Here is a 17,410-nt window from a genome sequence, read left to right as displayed (position 1 = left end):
CAGTCCGGCCACGCCGGTCCATCCTTCAGGAAGGTTCCACGATGTACACCGCGACGTCGCCGCGCGTCAGCCGCATGAGCTCGGCCCGGACCGCATATCTGCTGCTCTGGGGTTTCCTGCTGGTCAACCTGGTCGTCGTCGAGCTGCTGTTCGTCCGCGCCGTCCCCTCGCACAACACGCTCGGCTCGATCGGGCGCTTCCTCGGCCTGCACCTCGGCCTCGCGATGGCGCTGCAAGTGCTGCTGATCGCCCGGCTCCCGTTCTTCGAGCGGCGGATCGGCATGGACAAGCTGACCAACTGGCACCGCTGGACCGGCTTCACCATCTTCTGGCTGGTGGTGCTGCATCCGACCTTCGTCCTCCTCGGCTTCGCCGAACTCGACCAGATCTCGTTCTTCGCGGAGATTCCCAACCTGGGCGGACAGATGCCCGTGCTGCTGGGCATGATCGCCGCTGGGCTGGTGGGTGTCATGGCGGTCACCTCCGTGCGGGCGGCGCGGAAGCGCCTGTCGTACGAGGCCTGGCACGCCGTCCACCTGCTGGTGTACGTCATGCTCGTGCTGGCGGTGATCCACCAGGTCTACGAGGGTCGTTCCTTCAACGCCAGCGTGCCGGCCAGCGTCTATTGGTGGGGGCTGTGGGCGTTCGCGATCGGCGCCCTGCTCACCAACCGGCTTCTCGTGCCGTTGGTCCGCAATGCCCGCCACCAACTGCGAGTCGTCGCGGTGGTCCCGGAGACGAACGACGCCGTGTCGGTGTACGTCGGCGGTCGCGGCCTCGAGCGGCTGCGTGCCCGGCCGGGCCAGTTCTTCTGGTGGCGGTTTCCCGGTCACAACTCCTGGTGGCAGGTGAACCCCTGGTCGTTGTCGGCCGCACCCGACGGTCGCACGCTGCGCCTGACCGCCAAGGCCATCGGCGCCACCAGCGGTGGGCTACGGCAGTTGCCGGTCGGCACACGGTGCTACGCCGAGGGGCCCTATGGCGCACTGACCACGGTCCGCCGGACCAAGCCGGACGCCGTGCTGATCGCCGGCGGGATCGGTATCACCCCGATCCGTGCGCTGCTGGAGGATCCGAACCTGACGGGCGACATCGTGGTGCTCTACCGGGCGCGGACGGCCGGTGACGCTGTGCTGCTCGGCGAGCTGCGCCAGCTGGCTCAGCAGCGTGGCGCCCGGCTGCACGTGCTGACCGGCCGGACCAGCCGGGAGAACCAGCCCTTCAGTCCGGCGGGCCTGCGTGGCCTGGTGCCCGACATCGCCGAGCGGGACGTCTACATGTGCGGGCCGGCCGCGATGGCAGACGCCGTCCTGCATACGCTCCGAGCGTTGCAGGTGCCGCCTCGCCAGCGTCACATCGAGGCTTTCCGGATGGCAGTCTGAGCGCCCGGCCACCTGACGGCGGCCACGATGGCTTCGCCCTCGCTCGACACGGACCCGGAGGCCTCATGACCGACGTCCGTCCCCCGCACCAGATCGTTGCCGTCGATGGCGAGCCGGCCTCACGACCGCGAGTCGGCCGGCTGCTGGCGCTGCTGCTCCCGGCTACTGCTGCCATGTACGCGCTGTTCAACGGTATTTCGGCCGTCATCCTCCCGGTCCAGGTGGAGGCGGTGGACCCGGCGTCGAAGGTCGGTAACCTCGCTCTGCTCACCACGCTCGCGGCCGTCGCGTCGATGGTCGCCATCCCCGCCGGCGGCGCGATCTCCGACCGCACCCGTTCCCGCTTCGGACGCCGGACGCCGTGGATCGCCGCCGCCGCGGTGGTCTCCGCCGTCGCCTGCATCCTCATGGGGCTGGCCGACAACCTGCCGGGCCTGATCGCGACAACCGTGATCCTGTGGTTCGCCGCGAACTTCTATTCGGGGGCGATCACGGCGATCCTGCCCGACCGCATTCCGGAGGACCGGCGTGGTGTGGCGTCGGCGGTCATCGGGATGGGCACACCGATCGGCATCGTCGTCGGTGTCCAGGTGGCCAGCCGGGCGGGCCAGCTGACCGCGTACGCCGTCATCGCCCTGGTCCTGCTGGTCACCACCGCGCTGCTGCTGTTCGGTGCGAAGGAAGGCTCGGCGCGTGACCTGCCTGCCCCGGTGCGGAATCGGGGGAGAGCGGGGGTGCCGTTCCGGTCCTTCTTCGCCGCGTTCACGGTCCGGGACTTCCGGTTGGCGTTCCTCAGCCGGTTCCTGCTCTTCGCGTCCTACTTCGTGGTCAACGGCTACCTGTTCTACACGCTGCAGGACCACATCGGCACCGGAAATGTGCCCGGCGGCGACGTCGCGGCGGCGGTGAGCACCCTGCTGACGCTGAGCATCGTGGTGTGGGTGCTGGCCGCCAATGTGGCGGGCTGGATCGCCGACAAGGTGGACCGCCGCAAGTTGTTCGTCGGGGTGAGCGCCCTCGGCGTCGCCGCCTCGATGACGATCCCGCTCGCGATGCCGACCTGGACCGGAATGCTGGTCTACGCCGCCTGCCTGGGGGCCTCGATCGGCACGTACTTCGCCATCGACCTGGCCGTCATGTCCCTGGTGCTGCCCGATGCCGGGAGCGAGGGCCGCGACCTGGGCATCCTGCAGGTAGCCACCGGCCTGCCCCAGTTGCTCGCCGGAGCAGTGGGCGGTGCGGTCATCAGCTGGTTCGGTGGTTACCCCGCGCTGTTCGTCTTCGGCTCCCTGTGCGCGGTGGCGTCGGGTGTGCTGATGCTCCGCATCCGCTGTATCCGATGACACCGCCGAGCCGGTACCGGGCGCACAACGAGGTGGCCGCTACGGCCCGGTCCGCCCGGGGCGGTGTTCCGTCGTCGTGTGGCGCCCGACGGAGATCACTGCCGCGTCCACCAGCTGCAGTAGTATCATCCGACCCGTGGATGGAGCTTCGTACCGTTTCCACGGGTTCGAGCTCGATACTTCCCTCTACGAGCTGCGCCTGGGGAGTGAACGTGTCCCGATCGAGCCCCGGGTCTTCGACGTCCTCCATTATCTGATCTCGCATCGCGACCGGGTCGTCTCCAAGGAGGAGCTCCTCGACTCGGTGTGGGGTGATCGCTTCGTGAGCGAGGCCGCGGTCACCACGGTGCTCCGCGCGGCCCGCAGGGCGATCGGTGACACCGGCAGAGAACAGCGGCTCATCCGTACCACCCATCGCCGCGGCTACCAGTTCGTCGGGACGGTATTGCTGACGAATGCCGGGCCAGGGCCGAAGCCCGCGGGCGGTGTACCGCTACCCGCCCGGCTCGCCGTGTCATCGGGCCTCGGGTTCGCCGGCCGGGAACATGAGCGCGCGATGCTTGCGAAGGCGTGGAAGGAGGTGGTTGCCTCCGGACAGCGGCGAGTGGTGTTGATGAGCGGCGAGGCCGGGATCGGCAAGACGACGCTGTCTGCCGTATTCACGGGGACAGCGCAGCACGAGGCGGTGGTTCTGTACGGGCGCTGCGACGAGGATCTGTCTATTCCGTATCAGCCTTGGCGGGAAGCGCTGACCGGCCTCGACCGGCATGTGCCCGGTGTCTTCGCCGGCCGTCACGAAGCCCTCGCACCGCTGTTGGGCGGCACGGGCGCGGCGGACCTGGAATCGGATTCGGCACGGTTCGCGCTCTACAACTCGGTCGTCGATGTGCTCGGCGCCGTCTCGGACCGGGGAATGCCGGCGCTCGTCGTGCTCGACGATCTGCACTGGGCGGACGTCCAGTCCCTCGCCCTGGTGCGTCACCTGCTGGAGCGGGCGCTGACGACTCCGGTGCTGGTGATCGCGACCTTCCGGGATTCCGACATCGACCCGTCGCATCCGCTGACCGCCCTGATGGCGGCGACCCATCGAGAGCCGGGCACGATCCGCTTGGCGTTGCGCGGACTCGACGACGGCGAGATGCTCCGCCTGTTGGAGACGGTCGCGGGCCACGAGATGGACCCCGACGGACTCACGCTGCGGGACGCCTTGCGGGCCGAGACGGAAGGCAACCCGTTCTTCGTCACCGAGATTCTTCGCCACCTCACCGAAACCGGGGCCATCCGCCAGCACGACGACGGCCGCTGGACGGCCCCGGCCCACCTGCGAGCCCGGGGGCTGCCCGTGAGCGTCCGCGAGGTCGTGGGCCGCCGTGTCCAGCGCCTCGGCCCCGAAACTCGCAGCGCCCTCGACACAGCGTCGGTCATCGGCCGGGATTTCGAGCTCGACCTGCTGTCCGAACTGCTCGGCGAAGACCACGTCCGGACATTCGAGCGCCTCGCTCCGGCCGTGGACAATGCGCTGGTCACCGATGCCGCCGGCCGGTTCGCGTTCACGCATGCCATCGTCGCCCACACTCTTTACGCCGAGCTGACTCCCACCGCACGGGCCTTGAGCCACCAGGCAGTCGCGGTCGCGCTGGAGAGGCGTGGCGACGACACAGGCGAACGGGCCGGCGAGATCGCCCACCACTGGATCCACGCCATCGCCCCCCGGAACCGTGAGAAGGCCGCCGAGCACGCGGGGCGAGCGGGTGACTACGCGCTGGCTCACTTGGCGCCTGACGAAGCGGTGACGTGGTACCGCCAGGCTCTCGATCTTCTGCCCAACGTGCCCACGGCGCGGCGATGTGAAGTCCTTGTCGGCCTCGGGACCGCCCAACGCCAGACCGGAAACCCCGCCCACCGGGAAACGCTCCTTGAGGCCGGTCGTCTCGCCGTCGACCTCCACCACGACGACCTGCTCGTGCGGGCGGCGCTGGCCAACAACCGAGGCGACGTCAGTCAGTTCGGGACCATCGACGACGAACGGGTCGAGCTCCTGCAACGCGCGATCGCGACACGGCCCGGTGTGGCCGACCGCGCGCTGCTCCACGCGATTCTCGCCATTGAGATTCACGCCGCGCCCGAGGAACAGGTCGACGGCGTCGTCTCACGTGCGCTCGCGCTCGCCCAGGAGGCCGGCGAAGACCGCGTCATCGCGCACGTCGCGCGCCTCACCGAAAGCGCACTGCGTACGCTGGACCTGCTCGGGCGCCGTGAGCGGTTGCTGCACGAAGGCATCGCCGCCGCGGAACGCGCCGGCGACGCGCGACTGCGCGGCCTGCTCTCGATGTCGCACCACGAGATCGCACTCGAACGCGGCGATCGCGACGTCATGAACCGCGAGCGAGACATCCGCGACTCGTTCGCCAGGCGCAGTCCGGAACCGTACATTCGCTGGACCAACGCGCAGACACAGTCGATGCACCACTTCTTGGACGGCGACCTGGACGCGGCCGAAGCCGCCGCTCACGCCGCATTCGAACTCGGCGTCGCAACCGGACAACCTGAGGCGTTCTTCAGTTACGCCGGTCAGATCTTCCAGATCCGCCGCGTTCAGGACCGCCTCGCCGAAGTGGCTGAGGCCCTCGAACAGGTCCTCGAAACGAACCCCGCATTGCAGGTCTTCCGGGCCGGCGTCGCCTATGTGTGGTGCGACCTCGGCCGCGAGCCGGAAGCCCGAGCGATCACCGACTCCCTCGACCTCTCATCCGGCAGCGCACCCCAGTTCTGGTCGACGACCCTGATGTTGTGGGCAGAGCTCTGTCATACGCTCGCCCTTACCGAGCCAGCTTCCCAACTCGTGCCGGTCCTCAACGGCTGGCGAGACCAGGTCGCCAGCACCGGCGCCACCACCGAGGGATCCATAGCCCACGGGCTCGGCCTCGCGCTGGCAACCCTCGGGCAGATCGACGAGGCGGCCGCTGCCTTCGACATCGCCCTCGCCGTCAACCGCCGCCTCCAGGCGCCGCTGTTCGTCGTGCGAACTCAGCTCGCCTATGCCGAACTGCTTGCCGGGACCGAAATCGGCCGGGCGCGGAATCTCACCACTGAAGCGAGCACGACCGCCGAACAATGCGGCTTCGTACGCCTCAAACGCCACGCCGACCGACTCTTCGACCACCTCCCCTGACGCGAGAGAATTGGCGGGCAGGACCGGTAGTCAGCGGCGCTGTCGTTGGCGCCCTGCTGGTGACATCGACCGCTTCCCGGCCCGGGCCGGCAACGCCGTCAGCCGCGGTGCGCAAGGCCGCGGTGAGGGCGAACGGTGGGCCGGCGGGCCAGGGTCGCATCCGAGGTTGTCGGCCGCCGGAGTCGGTGCGGCAGGTCAACGGTCACACGAATCGGTCGTCCTAAATTGCGTGTATCAGTGAACCTTTCTCGTTCGGCGGCCGTACTGATCTCCGACAACCGATCAGAGCTGGAGGCGCTGATGTTCGCCCCGTCGTCCGTACGCCGCGCGGCAGTCATCCTCGTTGCGGCTGTCGCTGCGCTGGCAGCAGTGCCGGGCGCCGCGCGTGCGGAGCCCGCCGTGCCGACGCAGCTCAATGCCGCCGACACACTGTTGCTCAACGGGGTCAGGCAGGCCGGGTTGTGGGAGATTCCCGCCGGTCAGATGGCCGCCCAGCGAGGCAGCTCCGCCACCGTGCGGAAGGTCGGCACGATGATCGCCGACCAGCACGTCAAACTTGACGAACTGGTCGTCGCCGCGGCCAACCAGCTGGGCGCCGCCATCCCCGCCACTCCTACCGCGGAGCAGCAGGGCTTTCTGAAGGAGATGCAGAACAACAAGGGCGTGCAGTTCGACCAGATCTTCGTCACCCGGCTCCGTGCCGCCCACGGCAAGATCTTCCCGGTTATCGGGGCGGTGCGCGCATCCACCCGGGACCCTGTCGTCCGCAAGCTCGCTGATGACGCGAACATCTTCGTGATGAACCACATGAAGATGCTGGAGAGCACCGGCTTGGTCCGGTACGAGCGGCTGCCACCTGCGGCACTTCCCCCGGCGCAAGACCTCTCCGGCACGGCAATCGCCGAGGCCAACATCGGCATGCTCGCGGTGAACCCGGTCGTTCTGTGGCTCGTGCTCCTGGGCGCGGCAGGCGTCACGGTCGCCGTACTCATCAGGCTCACCCGCGCCCGGCGTTGAGCCGATGCGGACAACGGTCGCCGAGATTAATGCAGGTGTGCATGGTTTGTTGTCGAGGCGGTGAGGTTCTCCCACGGCTCGCCTGACAGCCGCGGAGCAGCTCATGTCAGAGTGGTCGGATGCTTGAGCAGACGGCGCTCACTGCGAGCGAGGACGAGGTGGTCGGGGCGCTGCTGTCGCTCAGCCGGGCCTTCGTCGGTCTGGCCGCCCGATCGCTGGCCGACCTCGATGAGGACGTCACCCTCCCGCAGTACCGGACACTGGTCGTGCTGGTCTCGCGCGGCCCGCAGCGGATCGTGGACCTCGCTCAGGAGTTGACCGTCACGTCGTCCACGGCCACCCGGATGTGCAACCGGTTGGTCCGCAAAGGGCTGGTGGCTCGCCAGGAACGGCCTGACGACCGCCGGGCCGCCTGGGTCACGCTCACCGCGGCGGGCCGCGACCTTGTCGGTGCGGTGATGCGCCGCCGCCGTGAGTCGCTCGCCGGGCTCGTCGGCGAGCTTGCGATGACCCGCCCGCTGGCCTTCGCCGCCACGCTGAACGCATTGGTGGAAGCAGCCGATGAGATTCCGGACGCCCAGTGGTGGCAGCGGTGGGAGACGGCCGTGGACTGACCGGCAACCCGCAACCGGGCGATCACCGCGGCATGGCGAGGAGCGCGCACCGGCCAGCTGACTGCGCTCAAGATTTCCACCTCCGATACACCGTCGGTTCATCCGGGGTTTCCGGCGTGTTCGCACAGTTCTTTGAGGTTGCGCGGAGCTGACTCTCGGGATTGTCTGATTTGCTCTGGTCTGCCTCGACGGACTACGAGATAGGCCAGCCACCATGCGCTTTTCGCTCCGCCGTCGTCCCGCGGCAGGGGAGGTCGCCAGCGGCGAAACCCCGGCTGATCCGGACGCCGAGTAGTCGCCCGCTCAACGGTCGAGAAAGCGCGACACGCCGCGCGGTAGAGACCACTGACCGGGCGGTTCGGTGAAGTGCCACTTCGCGTTCCGCCCGAGGAGAACGAAGGGACGGGCCACGACGTGATGTCATGGACCGCGCTTGGACGACCATGGTCGCGACGACCATGGTCGTGCTAGGGTTCGACCATGACGTCGCGCACTCCGGAACCTGTTTCGCGAAGCCGCCGGGAGCGGCCGGCGAAAGCCGCCTTGACCAGGCAGGGGATCATCGATGCCGCGCTCGGCATCCTCGCCGAGGAAGGCCTGGCCAAGGTCACCATGCGGAGGATCGCCGGGGTGCTCGACACCGGACACGCATCCCTGTACGTGTACGTCCGCGACACCGAAGACCTGCATGCTCAGATCCTCGATGCCATGCTGGCGGCGGTGGAGCTCACCGGCGGCGGGACCTGGCGGGACCGGGTGAAGGCCCTGTTGGCCGGCTATGGCGAAGTGCTGCGGCGGCACCCCGAGCTCGCCCGCATGGCGTTGTCCACCCGGCCCAACGGCCCGCATTTCACCGCGATCGTCGAGCAGGTTCTCGCGCTGCTGAGCGAGGGCGGCGCCGACGACCGTTCGGCGGCGTGGGGGGTCGATCTCCTCCTGCTGGTGCCCACGGCGCTGGCCGTCGAGCACAGCGCCGAGGTCACGCCGAAGCGCGAGGAGATGCGGATCTCCGACGTGGAGGCGCGTATCAAGGCCGCGGACCCGCAGAAGTACCCGAACATCACCCGGCTCGGCGCCGAACTCGTCTCGGGCGACGGCCTGGTCCGCGGTCTCTGGGCGCTGGACGTGGTGCTCGACGGCATTCTCGCGCGCACTGCCACCAACCGCGCGCCGTAGCCCGGCCCCGAATGAATAGCTGAACCCGCGGCGAAATCGCATTGCCGTGGCGCTTCACCCTGCCCGAATTCGACGCACGAGAATTGTTGTTGGGGGATTTCCATGTCCAAAATTGCCCGTTGGTGTTTCCGGCACAGGCGCACGGTGCTCGGGCTGTGGGTGGCCCTGCTGGTCGCTCTGGGCGCCGGCTACGCGGCCGCCGGCAGCAGCTATTCCGCCGATTTCAGCCTGCCCGGCATGGAATCCACCAAAGCCCTGGAACTGCTCGAGGACGCCCTGCCGGCGTCGTCGGGCGACATCGAACAGATTGTGGTCCACGTCGACAACGGCACCGTCCGTGACCCGGCCGTGCGGACGAAGATCGCCGCGATGCTGGCCGAGGTCGAGAAGATACCGTCGGTCACCTCGGTCTCCAGCATGTACGCCGAGCAGGGCCCCGGCCAGATCAGCGCCGACGGCCGCACCGCGTACGCCGAGGTCCAGATGGACAAGCTCCCCGCCGAGCTGCCGCCGGCCGACGTCGACCAAGTCATCAGCACCGCCCAGGCGGCCCGCAGCCCCGGACTTCAGGTGGAACTGGCCGGGCCGGCGATCAGCAACGCGACCGAGCCCGCCCAGGGCAGCACCGAACTGATCGGCATCCTCGCCGCCGCGCTGGTTCTGTTCCTGTTCTTCCGCTCACTGGCCGGAACGGCCCTGCCCCTGATCGTGGCGGTGGCCGGCCTGGGCGGCGGCCTGATGACCATCGGGCTGCTCTCCCACCCGATCACGTTGAGCGACATCGCCCCGACCCTGGCCACCCTGATCGGACTCGGCGTCGGCATCGACTACGCCCTGTTCATCGTGACCCGGTACCGCAGCGGCCTGCGCGCCGGCCTGCCGCCTGAGGAAGCCACCGTCCGCGCGATCACCACCTCCGGACGCGCGGTGCTCTTCGCCGGCGGCACCGTGATCATCGCCCTTCTCGGGCTGCTGGTGCTCCGGCTCAACTTCCTGACCGGCATGGGCGTCGGCGCGGCCGTGACCGTCACGTTCACCATGCTGTCGGCGCTGACGTTGCTGCCCGCCATGCTCGGCTTCGCCGGCGCCCGGGTGCTCAGCCGCAAGGAGCGCCGCGCCCCCGCTGCCGACCGGCCCCGTACGGGGAAGTGGGCGGCCCTGATCCAGAAGCGCGGGACAGTGCTGGGCACGGCCGCGCTGATCGTCGTCGCGCTGCTGGCGATCCCGACCTTCTCGATCCGGCTCGGCGCCTCCGACGACGGCAACGACCAGGCCGGCACCACCACCCGCAGCGCCTACGACCTGCTCGCCGCCGGATTCGGACCGGGCTTCAACGGGCCGCTGCAACTGGTCGCCGAACTCGGCTCACCCGCCGACGGCGAGGCCCTGACGCGACTGCTCGACAGGGTGAAGACCGTCGAGGGTGTCGCCGCCGTCGCCGCCTTTCCCGCCGAGCCCGGCGCGAAGGTCGCCATCGCCATGGTGATTCCGACGACGTCCCCGCAGGACGAAGGCACGACCGACCTGATCGACCGGCTTCGCGACGACGTGATCCCGGCCGCCGAGAAAGGCAACACCCTGCAGGTGTACGTCGGCGGGGCGACCGCGATCTTCCAGGACTTCGCGAGTGTGCTGACCGGCAAGCTGCCGCTCTTCCTCGGTGTAGTCATCGTCCTCGGCTTCCTGCTGCTGATGCTCGCCTTCCGCAGCCTGCTGGTGCCGCTCACCGCCGCCGTGATGAACGTCCTCGCGGCCGCCGCCTCGTTCGGGGTGATCGTCGCGATCTTCCAGTGGGGCTGGGGCTCGAGCCTGCTCAACCTCGGCGGCGCCGGACCGGTCGAATCGTTCGTCCCGGTCATCATGCTGGCGATCCTGTTCGGCCTCTCGATGGACTATCAGGTCTTCCTGGTCAGCCGGATGTACGAGGAATGGACCGGCGCCCACGACAACCGGCGGGCGGTCACGACCGGGCAGAGCGAGACGGGCCGGGTGATCGTAGCCGCCGCCCTCATCATGGTCTTCGTCTTCGGGGCCTTCGTCCTCGGCGGCGAACGCGTGATCTCCGAATTCGGCATCGGCCTGGCCGCCGCCGTCGCGATCGACGCGTTCCTCATCCGCAGCGTCCTGGTGCCCGCCCTGATGCACCTGTTCGGCCGCGCGAACTGGTGGCTGCCCGCCTGGCTGAATCGCATCCTGCCGCGCTTCAGCGTCGAGGGCGAGCCGCACATCCCGGCGCACGCCGATGGAACGGTCCCGCCCCCGCAGCCCGCCCCCACGGCGGTAAACTGACCGACCGGCCTGGAACGGCAACGCGTCCTGGACTGGCAAGGAGAAGAGACATGTCGATTGCCATCGTGGGCGCCGGCCTCAGCGGCCTGGTCTGTGCCCGGATCCTTCAATTGAACGACATCCCGGTGTCCATCTACGAAATGGACGAGTCCGAAGAGGTGCGGCAGCAGGGCGGATCGCTCGACATCCACACCGGAACCGGTCGGGAAGCGCTCAGACAAGCGGGTCTCCACGAGGAATTCCGCCGGAACACCCATGCCGGCGGCGAGGCGATCCGGGTCCTCGACAAGAACGCGCACGTCTACGTCGATCGCCAGGAGCCGGCCGGCGGCCACGGACGTCCGGAGATCGACCGGAAGGTGCTGCGCCGTCTGCTGGTCGAGTCGCTCGAGCCGGGCACGATCGTCTGGGGGAGCAAGGTCACCGCGGTCCGATCGGAAGGCGCGGGGACTCTGCTCGGGTTCGCCGACGGCGCCGCCGCACAGGCCGATCTGATCATCGGAGCCGACGGCGCGTGGTCGAAAGTCAGGGCACTGCTCACTGCCGTGCGCCCGGCGTACACCGGGATCACGCTGGTGGAGATCCGGCTCTCGGACGCGGCGACCCGGCACCCGCGAGCACTGGAGGTCACCGGCAGCGGAAGCCTCTTCGCACTCTCCGACAACAAATACATCGGCGGGCACGGCGGTGACCAGATCGCGCTCGGCTGCGGCATGCGCGTACCAGAGGACTGGGTCACCGCGAGCGGGATCGACTGGACTGATCCTCCGGCGGCGCGGGCAGCGCTGCTGCGGGAGTTCCCCGATTGGGACACGTCGTTGACCGATCTGATCAGGGAGTGCGACGACACCATCTGGTCGCGCCCGATCTATGCGCTCCCGGTCGGCCACACCTGGGAGCACGTTCCCGGGGTCACGCTCGTCGGCGACGCGGCTCACGTGATGCCACCGTTCGCCGGGGAAGGGGCCAACCTCGCCCTGATCGACGGCGCCGACCTGGCCCGCGCGATCGTCGAGCACGGCGAGGTGAACGCCGCGATCATGGCGTACGAGAAGAAGATGTTTCGCAGAGGCAAGAAGGCCGCCGCTGCGTCCGCGAAGGGCTTGACCATGATGTTCACCGGCGGACCACCTCGCAAGCTCGCCGCGTTCTTCAACGGGATGGCGCTGCTGTCGAGCGTGGCGCGGCCGATCGAGAATCTCCGTCACCGCGACCGGCGAGTTTGACCGCAGGAAGCGGGTCGACGGGTGGGGCGCGGACAGGCCTGTCGGCTCAGGTCGAAGGCCGCCCGGCCGGCGGGGTTCGGCGACCTACCGGGAATTCGCCAGGGCTCGGGCGGCCAGGCGGGCGGCCCCCGCGGCCGGGTCGGTGCTGGTGGTCGTCTCGACGGCGCGGCTGTGCAGGATGGCGCGGACCTTCTCGCGTACGGGCGTGTCGTTGGACAGAAGGCTGCCGGCCAGCACGACCGGGCCCGTGGGGGAGACCTGGTCGAGCGTGCTGACCAGCTCGGCGGCGGCCGACGAGGTGATCGCGCGGGCCTGCGGGTCGGCCAGCTGGGACAGCTCGCACACGAGGGGCGCCAGGGCGTCGATCTCGGGGAAGGGCAGGCGCTGGGCCCAGGCCACCAAGTCGTCGGCCGAGGTCACGCTCACCTGGTCGGCCACTGCGGCGGCGAAGGGCGAGGACCAGTCGCGTACGGCGGCGCGTAACGCGGCCAAGCCGATCCAGCGGCCCGAGCCGAAGTCGCCCAGCAGCCAGCCGTTGCCGTCCACTGTGCGCATCACCCGCTCGCCGTCGATCTGGGCGGCTATCGCGCCGGTGCCGGCGATCAGCACGACGCCGGACGGCGCGTGGGTGCCGGCCGCGAAGGCGGTCACCACGTCGCCGACGACCATCATAGGGGCGGTCAGGCCCAACGAATTCCAGACCTTCTCGTACGCGGGAAGGCCGTTGCCCGCCGTCAGGCAGCTCGTCCCGGCTATACCCAGCACGCCGCGCGCGACCCGGGCCGGTGGCAGCGTGCCGAGAGCGGTGCGCACGGCGCTGCCCATGGCTTCGGCGGCTGCCTCGAAGCCGGCTGTCAGGGGATTGCCCGGGCCCGCCGAGCCGCGGCCGATCACTGCGCCGTGCACCTCGGCCACGACGGCCCGGGTCGAGGTGCCGCCGGCGTCCACGCCCACCACCAGGTCCATGCCAGGGATCGAAACATAGGAAACAGTTGTTGACTAGTGGCGTCGACGGTCGTAATTTTCATCAGCAACAGCCATCGATGAAAAGGATGACCGAAGTGACGGGTGAGAGCGGAGGGCTGCTCGGGCGGCTGCGCATCGAGGGGCCGCAGATGCCGGAGGCGCTGGCCCGCATCGCCGAGACCATTCTGGCCGATCCGGAGACCGCGGCGCATGCCAGCATCGTCGATCTGGCCGAGCGGTCGGGGACGTCGACCGCGACCGTCACCCGGTTCAGCCGCACGCTGGGGTTCAAGGGCTACGCCAACCTGCGGGTGGCCATCGCCACCGAGACCGGGCGGGCCGAGCAGGCGCGGTGGGAGACCGACATCAGCGGGGACATCGCGCCCGGCGACCCGCTCACCGACGTGCTCGCCGTGGTCACCACGGCCGACACCCGGGCCATCCAGGACACCGCGGCGGGGCTCGACGTGGGGGCGATCGAGCAGGTGGCGGCCGCGATCGCGGAGGCCAAGCGGGTCGAGATCTTCGGGCTGGGTTCGAGCGGCACGTCGGCCCGCGAGATGGCCTTCCGGCTGGAGCGCATCCGGGTGCCCGTCTGGCACCGCACCGATTCGCACACCGCGCTCACCAACGCGGCGCTGACGCTACCGGGTGACGTGGCCATCGGGCTGAGCCACTCCGGTCGTACGCGGGAAGTGATCGAAACCCTGGCCGAGGCGGCCGATCACGGCGCGCTGACCGTCGCCGTCACCAGCTTCAGCCGGTCGCCGCTGGCCGAGGTGGCCGACGTCGTCTTCACCACCGCGGTCCAGGAGACGACGTTCCGCCTGGCCGCGCTCTCCGCGCTGCACTCGCAGCTGCTGGTGCTCGACACGATCTATGTCGCGGTGGCCCAGCGCACCTATGAGCGGACCGCCGACGCGCTGGAACTGACCGTGCGCGCGGTCGACGCCCACCGACTGCCCGAGAAGATCCCGACCCGCAAGCGCGGGCGCCCAGATGCCCGAGCTCAGTCAGAGCGCGGGCGCCCTGATGCCCGAGCTCAGTCAGAGCGCGGGCGTCCTGATGCCCGAGCTCAGTCAGAGCGCGGGCGTCCTGATGCCCGAGCTCAGTCAGAGCGCGGGCGCCCGAAAGGACAGCCGTGAGCGTCACCAGCGACGACTACCTGACCGTCGTGAGAAGAGCCGTCGATCGTGTCGGCAGCGGCCAGGACGAGCAGAAACAACAGGCAGCCGATCTCCTGGCCGAGGCTGTGGCCAACGGGGGAGTGATCCAGGCCTTCGGCTGCGGGCACTCCGAGGCCCTGGCCATGGAGATCGCCGGCCGGGCGGGGGGACTGGTCCCGACCAACCGGATCGCCCTGCGCGACATCGTGCTCTACGGCGGCGAGCCGCTCGAGGCGCTGGCCGACCCGGCCGTCGAACGCAGCCCGGACATCGCGCACCGGCTCTACGAGCTGGCGCCGATCAAGCCGGACGACGTCTTCGTCATCGCCTCCAACTCCGGCATCAACGGCGCCGTGGTCGAGATGGCGCTGCTGGTCAAGGAGCGCGGGCACAAGCTCGTGGCGATCACGTCGGCCGAGCATTCGGCCGGGGTGACGAGCCGGCACCCGAGCGGCCGCAAGCTCGGCGAGATCGCGGACGTGGTGCTGGACAACGGTGCCCCGTACGGCGACGCCGCGCTTCCGCTGCCGGGCGGGGGAGCGGTCGGCGCCGTCTCGTCGATCACCGCGGCGCTGCTGGCCCAGCAGATCGTCACCGAGGTGGTCGCCCGTCTGCTCGCGGCGGGGATCACCCCGCCCGTCTACCTGTCGGACAACGTGCCCGGCGGCAAGGAACACAACGCGGAGATCGAGGCGCGGTACGCCGGGCGCATCCGGCGCACCGCATAGGAAGAGAGCCCGTCATGAACCCTGATTCCCAGGTCAGACCCTATCCCACTCGGAGAACGCTGCTCCGGACGGCCGCTTTGATATCGGTGCCGGCGTTGGGGGGCTGTGTCACGTCCGGGACTTCGTCGGACAAGCCCGCCGAGAGCAACGCCGAGAAGACCGCCGAAAACCCCCTGGGGGTCAAGGCCGACGCTCCGCTCGAGGTGGTCGTCTTCAAGGGCGGGTACGGCGACGAGTACGCGGTGAAGGCCGAGGCCACGTACCAGCAGAAGTACCCGCAGGCCAAGATCGACCACAAGGGCCTGCAGAAGGTCGGCGAGGCCATGCAGCCCCGCTTCGTGGCCGGCACCCCGCCCGACGTCGTCGACAACACCGGCGCCGGCCGCCTCGACATCGCCACCCTGGTCGGCGCCTCGCAGGTGACCGACCTGGCCGATCTGCTCGACGCGCCCAGCCTCGACCAGCCCGGCACGAAGGTGCGCGACACGCTGCTGCCGGGCGTGGTCGACGACGGCACGTTCGCCGGGAAGACCGTCGCGCTCAATTTCACGTACACGGTGTGGGGTCTCTGGTATTCGAAGTCGCTGTTCGCTGAGCGCGGCTGGACGTACCCGAAGACGTGGGACGAGATGGTCGCGCTCTGCGGCGAGATCAAGAAGACCGGCGTGGCGCCGTGGACCTACCAGGGCAAATACCCGGAGTACGTCAACGATCCGCTGCTGTCGATGGCGGCCAAGACCGGCGGCGCCGACCTGGTCAAGGCGGTCGACAACCTGCAGCCGGGCGCGTGGAAGCAGGACGGGCTCGTGCAGGCGGCGACGGCGTTCGCCGAACTGGCCGGGCAGGGCTATCTGATGACCGGCTCCGAGGCGTTGTCGCACACCGAGGCCCAGGCCGCGTGGTGCCAGAAGAAGGCCGCGTTCATCCCGTGCGGCTCCTGGCTCGAGAGCGAGCAGAAGGGTGTCGCGCCGGCCGGCTTCGACATGGTCATGGGCACGGTTCCGGCCCGGTCGTCGTCGGACAAGCTGCCGGTGACCGCGGTGCAGGCCGCCAGCAGCGAGTCGTTCCTGGTGCCGGCCAAGGCCAAGAACCCGGCCGGCGGCCAGGAGTACCTGCGGATCCTGTTCTCGAAGCAGTCGGCGACCGCGTTCGCCGAGGCCAACAGCACCCTGCCCGCGGTGGCCGGCGCGACCGACGGGCTCACGCTCTCGTCGGGGCTGGGCTCGGTGCGCGACGCGGTCACGGCGGCCGGGTCCGACACGTTCACCTACCGATTCCGTACGTGGTACGCGCCCCTCGCCAAGGCGGTGGACGACGCCACGGGGGAGCTGGTGAACAAGCGGATCAGCCCGGCCGACTGGTCGACGCGCATCCAGAAGGCGGCCGACGCGGTGGCCAAGGACTCGACCGTCACGAAGTTCACCCGCTGATGCGGCACGGCCGCTGGCGGTTCCTGCTCGGCGCGCTGGTGCCTGCCCTGGTGCTGCACGTCGTCTTCGTGCTGTCGCCGTACGCGCAGGCGTTCTGGCTGTCACTGACCGACTGGACCGGGGTGGCCGGCGAGGCGCAATTCGTCGGGGCGGACAACTACGTCCGCCTCGGCGGCGACTCGCTCTTTCTCGACGCGGTGCGGAACAACGCCGTGCTGCTCATCGTCGTGCCGCTGGTGACCATTGCCATCGGGCTGTTCCTGGCGTCGATGCTGCGCACCTCGTCGCCGCGGCTCGGACAGGGATACCGGATCGTCTACTTCTTCCCGCAGTTGCTGTCGCTCGTGGTGATCGCGGTGTTGTGGGGGTTCGTCTACAACCCGAACACCGGCCTGCTGAACTCGGGGCTGCGGGCGGTGGGACTGGGCGGACTGGCCCATTCCTGGCTGGCCGAGCCGGCGTTCGCGCTGACGGCCGTGATGGCGGTGCTGATCTGGTCGTCGGTGGGTTTCTACGTCGTTCTGTTCAGCGCGGCCATCGAGGGGATTCCGCGCGAGCTGTTCGAGGCGGCCCTGCTGGACGGGGCCGGGAAGTGGGCGACGTTCTCCCGGGTCACCTTGCCGCTCGTCCGCGAAACGGTGCAGGTCGCCTTCGTCTATCTGGGGATCGCGGCGTTGGATGCCTTCGCTGTTGTGCAGGTCATGACGGTGGGGCCCGGCGGGCCGGACGGGGCCACCGAGGTGATCGGACTGTCGCTGTATCGGACGGCCTTCACATACGGGAAATTCGGCTATGCCTCGGCCATGGGGGTCGCCCTGTTCTTCGCCACTTTGACGCTGGCCGTGCTTGCTCTGCGATCGGGCCGCCGCGAACGGTTGGAGCTGGCATGACAATGCTGGAG

General features: G+C 69.4%; 13 protein-coding genes. 12 read left to right on the top strand and 1 reads right to left on the bottom strand.

The features are described from left to right. Positions 1–41: 41 nt before the first annotated feature. The 8 genes from LXN57_RS13695 (at position 42) to LXN57_RS13660 (ending at position 12,219) form a co-directional block, all read left to right on the top strand. Positions 42–1,382, top strand: a complete 1,341-nt coding sequence (locus LXN57_RS13695) for a ferredoxin reductase family protein (RefSeq protein ID WP_251798461.1) — start codon at positions 42–44, stop codon at positions 1,380–1,382. A 65-nt stretch (positions 1,383–1,447) separates the two neighbouring features. Continuing rightward, on the top strand, positions 1,448–2,725 hold the full coding sequence (locus LXN57_RS13690) for an MFS transporter (protein WP_251798460.1): 1,278 nt from the start codon (positions 1,448–1,450) through the stop codon (positions 2,723–2,725). 76 nt (positions 2,726–2,801) lie between these two features. Next, the gene (locus tag LXN57_RS13685) at positions 2,802–5,897 is read left to right on the top strand and encodes an AAA family ATPase (RefSeq protein ID WP_251798459.1); all 3,096 of its coding nucleotides are present in this window, start codon (positions 2,802–2,804) and stop codon (positions 5,895–5,897) included. 237 nt (positions 5,898–6,134) lie between these two features. Next, positions 6,135–6,914: a DUF4142 domain-containing protein gene (locus LXN57_RS13680; RefSeq protein ID WP_308206616.1), complete on the top strand. Its 780-nt coding sequence runs from the start codon at positions 6,135–6,137 to the stop codon at positions 6,912–6,914. A 119-nt stretch (positions 6,915–7,033) separates the two neighbouring features. Beyond that, a complete protein-coding gene (locus LXN57_RS13675; protein ID WP_251798458.1) occupies positions 7,034–7,528 on the top strand; it encodes a MarR family winged helix-turn-helix transcriptional regulator in 495 nt (164 codons plus the stop codon). 543 nt (positions 7,529–8,071) lie between these two features. Continuing rightward, a complete protein-coding gene (locus LXN57_RS13670; RefSeq protein WP_251798457.1) occupies positions 8,072–8,704 on the top strand; it encodes a TetR/AcrR family transcriptional regulator in 633 nt (210 codons plus the stop codon). Positions 8,705–8,806: 102 nt separating this feature from the next. Next, positions 8,807–10,993, top strand: coding sequence for an MMPL family transporter (locus tag LXN57_RS13665; protein WP_251798456.1), 2,187 nt, complete (start codon positions 8,807–8,809; stop codon positions 10,991–10,993). Positions 10,994–11,043: 50 nt separating this feature from the next. Then, positions 11,044–12,219 (top strand): FAD-dependent oxidoreductase, encoded by a 1,176-nt coding sequence (locus LXN57_RS13660; protein WP_251798455.1) that lies wholly within the window; start codon positions 11,044–11,046, stop codon positions 12,217–12,219. Positions 12,220–12,303: 84 nt separating this feature from the next. On the opposite strand, the gene LXN57_RS13655 is transcribed toward LXN57_RS13660, so the two are convergent. Next, positions 12,304–13,185 (bottom strand): N-acetylglucosamine kinase, encoded by an 882-nt coding sequence (locus tag LXN57_RS13655; protein WP_251798454.1) that lies wholly within the window; start codon positions 13,183–13,185, stop codon positions 12,304–12,306. Positions 13,186–13,280: 95 nt separating this feature from the next. Here LXN57_RS13655 and LXN57_RS13650 point away from each other — a divergent pair, with 95 nt between their 5' ends. The 4 genes from LXN57_RS13650 to LXN57_RS13635 all read left to right on the top strand — a co-directional run bounded on the left by LXN57_RS13650 (position 13,281) and on the right by LXN57_RS13635 (position 17,399). After that, positions 13,281–14,330, top strand: a complete 1,050-nt coding sequence (locus LXN57_RS13650) for a MurR/RpiR family transcriptional regulator (RefSeq protein ID WP_251798453.1) — start codon at positions 13,281–13,283, stop codon at positions 14,328–14,330. Beyond that, positions 14,327–15,079 (top strand): sugar isomerase domain-containing protein, encoded by a 753-nt coding sequence (locus tag LXN57_RS13645; protein WP_251798452.1) that lies wholly within the window; start codon positions 14,327–14,329, stop codon positions 15,077–15,079. The genes LXN57_RS13650 and LXN57_RS13645 overlap by 4 nt, the downstream gene beginning before the upstream one ends. Positions 15,080–15,165: 86 nt before the next feature. Beyond that, positions 15,166–16,509: an N-acetylglucosamine/diacetylchitobiose ABC transporter substrate-binding protein gene (gene ngcE / locus LXN57_RS13640; RefSeq protein WP_251798451.1), complete on the top strand. Its 1,344-nt coding sequence runs from the start codon at positions 15,166–15,168 to the stop codon at positions 16,507–16,509. Then, positions 16,509–17,399, top strand: a complete 891-nt coding sequence (locus LXN57_RS13635; RefSeq protein ID WP_251798450.1) for a carbohydrate ABC transporter permease — start codon at positions 16,509–16,511, stop codon at positions 17,397–17,399. The genes ngcE and LXN57_RS13635 overlap by 1 nt, the downstream gene beginning before the upstream one ends. Positions 17,400–17,410 lie beyond the last annotated feature (11 nt).

The organism is Paractinoplanes hotanensis (genome assembly GCF_023717965.1).
GTDB classification, from domain to species: domain Bacteria; phylum Actinomycetota; class Actinomycetes; order Mycobacteriales; family Micromonosporaceae; genus Actinoplanes; species Actinoplanes polyasparticus.
The sequence above is the reverse complement of the archived record's forward strand: the minus strand, read 5'-3'. Positions and strand labels throughout refer to the sequence as shown.

What these genes read in the sequence shown, in the direction of transcription:
- LXN57_RS13695 (WP_251798461.1), top strand. Translation starts at nt 42, where the DNA reads ATGTACACCGCGACGTCGCCGCGCGTCAGCCGCATGAGCTCGGCCCGG.
- LXN57_RS13690 (WP_251798460.1), top strand. Translation starts at nt 1,448, where the DNA reads ATGACCGACGTCCGTCCCCCGCACCAGATCGTTGCCGTCGATGGCGAG.
- LXN57_RS13675 (WP_251798458.1), top strand. Translation starts at nt 7,034, where the DNA reads ATGCTTGAGCAGACGGCGCTCACTGCGAGCGAGGACGAGGTGGTCGGG.
- LXN57_RS13665 (WP_251798456.1), top strand. Translation starts at nt 8,807, where the DNA reads ATGTCCAAAATTGCCCGTTGGTGTTTCCGGCACAGGCGCACGGTGCTC.
- LXN57_RS13660 (WP_251798455.1), top strand. Translation starts at nt 11,044, where the DNA reads ATGTCGATTGCCATCGTGGGCGCCGGCCTCAGCGGCCTGGTCTGTGCC.
- LXN57_RS13655 (WP_251798454.1), bottom strand. Translation starts at nt 13,185, where the DNA reads ATGGACCTGGTGGTGGGCGTGGACGCCGGCGGCACCTCGACCCGGGCC.
- LXN57_RS13635 (WP_251798450.1), top strand. Translation starts at nt 16,509, where the DNA reads ATGCGGCACGGCCGCTGGCGGTTCCTGCTCGGCGCGCTGGTGCCTGCC.